A 6,434-nucleotide genomic window follows, 5' to 3' on the forward strand; every position below is an offset into this window, starting at 1 on the left:
TATGAAAGCCTCTGTCCAACTTGGCCTCAATGAAAATAAATCTCGTAGTGGCCTGACAGGTGGAGATGCTGCCAAATTGGATCACTACATCGAAAACGGAAAAACTCTGTCAGATTATACGATTCTCTCGGCTGCCCGAAATGCCATCGCAGTCAATGAACACAATGCCAAAATGGGCTTGGTCTGTGCCACTCCAACCGCTGGAAGTGCTGGCTGTCTGCCATCCGTTCTCACTGCTGCTATTGAAAAATTAGACCTCAGCCACGAGCAACAATTGGATTTCCTCTTTGCTGCTGGTGCCTTTGGACTAGTCATCGCAAACAATGCCTCCATCTCAGGTGCTGAGGGTGGGTGTCAAGCTGAAGTTGGTTCAGCCTCTGCTATGAGTGCTGCCGCCTTGACTCTGGCTGCAGGTGGAACACCTTATCAGGCCAGTCAAGCTATTGCCTTTGTCATTAAAAATATGCTAGGCCTCATCTGTGACCCTGTTGCAGGTTTGGTCGAAGTTCCCTGTGTCAAACGTAATGCCATGGGAGCTAGCTTTGCTTTCATCGCAGCAGACATGGCCTTGGCAGGTATCGAATCTAAAATCCCTGTGGATGAAGTGATCGATGCCATGTACCAAGTAGGAGCAAGCATGCCAACTGCCTTTCGTGAAACAGCTGAAGGTGGACTCGCTACCACCCCTACTGGTCGTCGCCTCCAAAAAGAAATTTTCGGAGAATAAGCTTATCAAATAGGAGAAACCATGACCTCTATCACAGCGATTTTTTTCGATTTGGATGGAACCCTCGTTGATAGTTCTATCGGGATTCACAATGCCTTTACCTATACCTTTAAAGAGCTGGGGGTGCCTAGCCCTGATGCCAAAACTATTCGTGGTTTTATGGGACCACCTCTCGAAAGTAGTTTTGCGACCTGCCTGTCCAAAGACCAAATTTCTGAAGCCGTGCAGATATATCGTTCTTACTATAAGGCAAAAGGCATCTATGAAGCTCAACTCTTTCCTCAGATTATAGACTTGCTTGAGGAGTTATCGAGCAGTTATCCACTCTACATCACCACGACAAAGGATACATCTACTGCTCAAGACATGGCCAAAAACTTGGAAATCCATCATTTCTTTGATGGCATTTATGGTTCTAGCCCTGAAGCACCCCATAAGGCAGATGTCATTCACCAAGCCTTGCAGACACATCAACTAGCACCAGAACAAGCCATCATCATCGGAGATACCAAGTTTGATATGCTGGGAGCTCGAGAAACAGGTATTCAGAAATTGGCCATCACTTGGGGATTTGGAGAGCAAGCAGATCTACTAAACTATCAACCTGATTATATCGCTCACAAACCCTTAGAAGTTTTGGCGTATTTTCAATAGCATAGACTGGGTAACAATTCCATTTCAGAAGAAAATGAAGTAATACTCAATGAAAATCAAAGAGCAAACTAGGAAACTAGCTGCGGGCTGCTCAAAACACTGTTTTGAGGTTGCAGATAGAACTGACGAAGTCAGCTCAAAACACTGTTTTGAGGTTGTGGATAGAACTGACGAAGTCAGCTCAAAACACTGTTTTGAGGTTGTGGATAGAACTGACGAAGTCAGCTCAAAACACTGTTTTGAGGTTGTGGATAGAACTGACGAAGTCAGTAACCATACCTATGGTAAGGCGACGCTGACGTGGTTTGAAGAGTATTAGGAGAAAAAGAATGAAAGAAATAACCTTTGACGCATTTTACCAGCTTTATCAAAACGACCAACTTTCTTTAGTGGACGTGAGAGAAGTGGATGAATTTGAAGCTCTTCATTTAGAAGGCGCCTACAACCTGCCACTTAGTCAATTGCCTGATACCTATGATCAATTGGACAAGGATCAGTTACATTATGTTATTTGTAAATCTGGAATGAGATCGGCGCGTGCTTGCCAATTCCTATCAGAACAAGGTTATGAGGTTATCAATGTACAAGGTGGTATGACTGCCTTTGAAGAACTGTAAACATTATAATTTTCTCCTACTTGGTGTGGACTGGGTAGGGGAAAGTTATTTTTAGATAATTCTCATTTTTAAGAATCTTGAAAACATTCAATATTTACTTCGTGAAGCTTTTTTCATACTCCTATTCATGATATACTAGGTCAGTATTTTATAAATATGAAGGAGATTTTCATGGCTAAAAAAGGTGCCTTAACAGGTTTACTCCTGTTTGGAATATTTTTTGGTGCGGGGAACTTGATTTTTCCGCCTTCTCTAGGTGCTCTATCTGGAGAACATTTTCTTCCTGCCATCGCAGGTTTTGTCTTTTCAGGTGTCGGTATCGCCGTCTTGACTCTTATTATTGGAACGCTAAATCCTAAAGGATATATCTACGAGATTTCAACAAAGATAGCGCCTTGGTTTGCGACTCTTTACCTCTCAGTTCTTTATTTGTCAATCGGTCCATTCTTTGCTATCCCACGTACTGCTACAACAGCTTACGAAGTAGGGATTAGCCCCCTTTTGTCGGATGCAAATAAAGGTCTTGGTTTGATTGTCTTTACGATTCTGTATTTTGTGGCAGCCTATTTGATTTCGCTTAATCCATCAAAAATCTTAGACCGTATCGGCCGTATTTTAACGCCAGTCTTTGCGATTTTGATCGTTATCTTGGTTGTTCTAGGAGCTTTCAAATACGGTGGAACAAGTCCTCAAGCTGCTTCAGCTGCTTATCAAGCTTCTGCCTTTGGTACAGGTTTCCTAGAAGGTTATAATACCTTGGATGCCCTTGCTTCAGTTGCCTTTAGCGTAATCGCAGTTCAAACCTTGAAACAACTTGGATTTTCAAGTAAGAAAGAATACATTTCAACTATTTGGGTGGTTGGTATCGTTGTTGCCCTTGCCTTCAGCGCTCTTTACATCGGTTTAGGTTTCCTTGGAAATCATTTTCCAGTACCAGCTGAAGCGATGAAGGGTGGAACACCAGGTGTTTACATTTTGTCACAAGCTACTCAAGAAATCTTTGGCTCAACAGCTCAACTCTTCCTTGCAGCTATGGTTACTGTAACCTGCTTCACAACAACAGTTGGACTGATTGTGTCAACAGCTGAGTTCTTTAATGAACGCTTCCCACAAATCAGCTACAAGGTTTATGCGACAGCCTTTACCTTGATTGGATTTGTCATTGCCAATTTGGGTCTTGATGCGATTATCAAGTACTCAATCCCTGTGCTGGTTATTTTGTACCCAATCACGATTGCCATCGTTATGATTGTCATTGTCAACAAATTCGTGGCTCTTTCAAAACCAGGTATGCAGTTGACAATTGCTGTTGTTACAGCTATTGGCATTGCAAGCGTACTAGGAAGCTCCTTTAAGGTTGAATTTTTTGCAAATCTTGTTAGCGTTCTTCCTTTTGCCAAGGCCTCACTCCCATGGTTGGTGCCAGCCATCGTTGGAATCTTGCTCTCATTGGTTCTACCAAACAAGCAAGAAAGTGATGTTTTTGAAATGGAATAATCACTAATACTCTTCGAAAATCAAATTCAAACCGCGTCAACGTCGCCTTGTCGTACTCAAGTACAGCCTGCGGCTAGTTTCCTAGTTTGCTCTTTGATTTTCATTGAGTATAAAATCACTTTTGTAGTCAAGGCTACAGGAGTGATTTTCTTTTTTTATCCGATGATAAATGTGTTATAATAGGTAGCAAAAGAGGTGAAGAAATGAATCAAACAGTAGAATATATCAAAGAACTAACAGCTATTGCATCGCCAACAGGCTTCACTCGTGAGATTTCGGACTATTTAGTCAAAACTTTAGAAGGTTTTGGTTACCAGCCGGTTCGCACAGCCAAGGGCGGTGTTAATGTAACTATTAAAGGTCAAAATGATGAGGAACAACGCTATGTGACTGCCCATGTAGATACGCTGGGTGCTATTGTCCGTGCTGTCAAACCAGACGGCCGTCTCAAATTGGACCGTATTGGTGGTTTTCCTTGGAATATGATTGAAGGAGAAAACTGTACCGTTCATGTAGCTAGCACAGGTCAAAAGGTATCGGGAAGCATTCTCATCCACCAAACTTCTTGCCATGTCTACAAGGATGCAGGAACTGCAGAACGCACGCAAGACAATATGGAAGTGCGTTTGGACGCCAAAGTAACAAATGAAAAAGAAACTCGTGCCTTGGGGATTGAGGTCGGTGATTTTATCAGTTTTGACCCACGAACTGTCGTGACAGAGACAGGTTTTATCAAGTCTCGTCATTTGGACGACAAGGTCAGCGCAGCGATTTTGCTTAATCTGCTTCGCATTTATAAGGAAGAGAAGATTGAATTACCTGTAACAACTCATTTTGCCTTTTCAGTCTTTGAAGAAGTGGGACATGGGGCTAACTCTAATATTCCTGCTCAGGTAGTCGAATATCTGGCTGTTGATATGGGAGCTATGGGAGATGACCAGCAAACAGATGAGTACACAGTGTCCATCTGTGTCAAGGATGCTTCTGGACCTTATCACTATGACTTCCGTCAACATTTGGTTGCCTTGGCGAAAGAACAAGATATTCCATTTAAGCTGGATATCTATCCATTTTATGGTTCTGACGCTTCAGCGGCTATGTCTGCAGGGGCAGAGGTTAAACACGCCCTTCTCGGTGCTGGTATCGAGTCTAGCCATTCTTATGAGCGTACTCATATTGACTCGGTGGTTGCAACAGAGCGTATGGTTGATGCTTATCTGAAGAGCGCATTGGTAGACTAATATGTGCCTGATTTGCCAGAGAATTGAGCTCATCAAGAAGGGAGAAAATCCCTATTTTGTCAAAGAATTAGGAACAGGATATGTAGTCATTGGAGATCACCAGTATTTTGCAGGCTATAGTCTTTTTCTAGCCAAGGAACACGTTACCGAATTGCACCATTTGAAAAAGGAAACAAGACTACGTTTTCTCGAAGAAATGAGTCTAGTCCAAGAGGCAGTTGCCAAGGCCTTTACTGCTGAGAAAATGAATATCGAACTGCTAGGAAATGGCGATGCCCATCTCCACTGGCACCTTTTCCCTAGACGAAGAGGTGACATGAATAGTCACGGTCTCAAGGGGCGTGGTCCAGTTTGGTGGGTTCCTTTTGAAGAAATGACAGCAGAAACCTGCCAAGCAAAACCGGAAGAGATTAAAAGATTATACTCAATGAAAATCAAAGAGCAAACTAGGAAACTAGCCGCAGGCTGTACTTGAGTACGGCAAGGCGACGTTGACGTGGTTTGAATTTGATTTTCGAAGAGTATTAGTCAAACGTTTATCGTCAGAACTAGATAAACTATTAGAAATAAAGGAGTAACAATGAAAAAAAGATACCTTGTCTTGACAGCCTTGCTAGCCTTGACATTGGCAGCTTGTTCACAAGAAAAAACAAAAAATGAAGATGGAGCAGCTAAAACAGAGCAAACAGCTAAAGCTGATGGAACAGTCGGTAGTAATTCTCAAGGAACTGCCCAGAAAAAAGCAGAAGTGGTCAATAAAGGAGACTACTACAGCATCCAAGGGAAATACGATGAAATCATCGTAGCAAATAAACACTATCCATTGTCGAAAGACTACAATCCAGGGGAAAATCCAACAGCCAAGGCAGAGTTGGTCAAACTCATCAAGGCTATGCAAGAGGCAGGTTTCCCGATTAGCGACCATTATAGTGGTTTTAGAAGTTATGAAACTCAGACCAAGCTCTATCAAGATTATGTCAACCAAGATGGGAAGGCAGCAGCTGACCGTTACTCTGCCCGTCCTGGCTATAGCGAACACCAGACAGGCTTGGCCTTTGATGTGATTGGGACTGATGGTGATTTGGTAACAGAAGAAAAAGCAGCCCAATGGCTTTTGGATCATGCAGCTGATTATGGCTTTGTTGTCCGTTATCTCAAAGGTAAGGAAAAGGAAACAGGCTATATGGCTGAAGAATGGCACCTGCGTTATGTCGGAAAAGAAGCAAAAGAAATTGCTGCAAGTGGTCTCAGTTTGGAAGAGTATTACGGCTTTGAAGGCGGAGATTACGTCGATTAAAAAATAAACTTTTCTCTTGCAATTCCAGATAAATAGTGTATAATAGATGGGTATGTGAAAAGCATACTTGTGGGAGGTAAAAATCTCTAATTACCGCCAAAACCACAAAGGAGGATTTAAAAATGGCTAAAAAAGTCGAAAAACTTGTAAAATTGCAAATCCCTGCTGGTAAAGCTACACCAGCTCCACCGGTTGGACCTGCTCTTGGTCAAGCTGGTATCAACATCATGGGATTCACAAAAGAGTTCAACGCTCGTACAGCTGACCAAGCTGGGATGATTATTCCAGTTGTTATCTCAGTTTACGAAGATAAATCATTTACTTTCGTTACGAAAACACCACCAGCTGCTGTTCTTTTGAAAAAAGCTGCAGGTGTTGAAAAAGGATCAAGTACACCTAAT

The 6,434-nt window shown here is 42.4% G+C and carries 9 protein-coding genes; all 9 read left to right on the forward strand.

The window, feature by feature from the left end; translation table 11 throughout:
- Positions 1 to 727 (forward strand): L-serine ammonia-lyase, iron-sulfur-dependent, subunit alpha (sdaAA, locus tag QMQ21_RS18910; RefSeq protein WP_261814973.1); only part of this gene is annotated, 727 nt, incomplete at its 5' end.
- A gap of 21 nt (positions 728 to 748) precedes the next feature.
- Positions 749 to 1,381, forward strand: a complete 633-nt coding sequence (locus tag QMQ21_RS18915; RefSeq protein ID WP_000200892.1) for an HAD family hydrolase — start codon at positions 749 to 751, stop codon at positions 1,379 to 1,381.
- Positions 1,382 to 1,430: 49 nt separating this feature from the next.
- Positions 1,431 to 1,700 carry a hypothetical protein gene (locus QMQ21_RS18920; protein ID WP_261814974.1) on the forward strand — a complete coding sequence of 90 codons (270 nt, stop codon included), beginning with the start codon at positions 1,431 to 1,433 and terminating at the stop codon, positions 1,698 to 1,700.
- 10 nt (positions 1,701 to 1,710) lie between these two features.
- Complete coding sequence (locus tag QMQ21_RS18925; RefSeq protein WP_023936571.1) at positions 1,711 to 1,998, forward strand: rhodanese-like domain-containing protein; 288 nt, start codon at positions 1,711 to 1,713, stop codon at positions 1,996 to 1,998.
- Positions 1,999 to 2,169: 171 nt separating this feature from the next.
- The gene (gene brnQ, locus QMQ21_RS18930; protein ID WP_031233635.1) at positions 2,170 to 3,495 is read left to right on the forward strand and encodes a branched-chain amino acid transport system II carrier protein; all 1,326 of its coding nucleotides are present in this window, start codon (positions 2,170 to 2,172) and stop codon (positions 3,493 to 3,495) included.
- Between the two features lie 203 nt (positions 3,496 to 3,698).
- On the forward strand, positions 3,699 to 4,736 hold the full coding sequence (locus tag QMQ21_RS18935; protein ID WP_023936569.1) for a M42 family metallopeptidase: 1,038 nt from the start codon (positions 3,699 to 3,701) through the stop codon (positions 4,734 to 4,736).
- Position 4,737: 1 nt separating this feature from the next.
- Positions 4,738 to 5,211, forward strand: coding sequence for an HIT family protein (locus tag QMQ21_RS18940; RefSeq protein WP_023933433.1), 474 nt, complete (start codon positions 4,738 to 4,740; stop codon positions 5,209 to 5,211).
- 105 nt (positions 5,212 to 5,316) lie between these two features.
- Positions 5,317 to 6,033 carry an LD-carboxypeptidase LdcB/DacB gene (gene ldcB / locus QMQ21_RS18945; protein ID WP_023936566.1) on the forward strand — a complete coding sequence of 239 codons (717 nt, stop codon included), beginning with the start codon at positions 5,317 to 5,319 and terminating at the stop codon, positions 6,031 to 6,033.
- A gap of 122 nt (positions 6,034 to 6,155) precedes the next feature.
- The coding region (gene rplK / locus QMQ21_RS18950) for a 50S ribosomal protein L11 (RefSeq protein ID WP_261814975.1) at positions 6,156 to 6,434 on the forward strand (279 nt) is incomplete at its 3' end.

Source organism: Streptococcus bouchesdurhonensis (genome assembly GCF_948472335.1).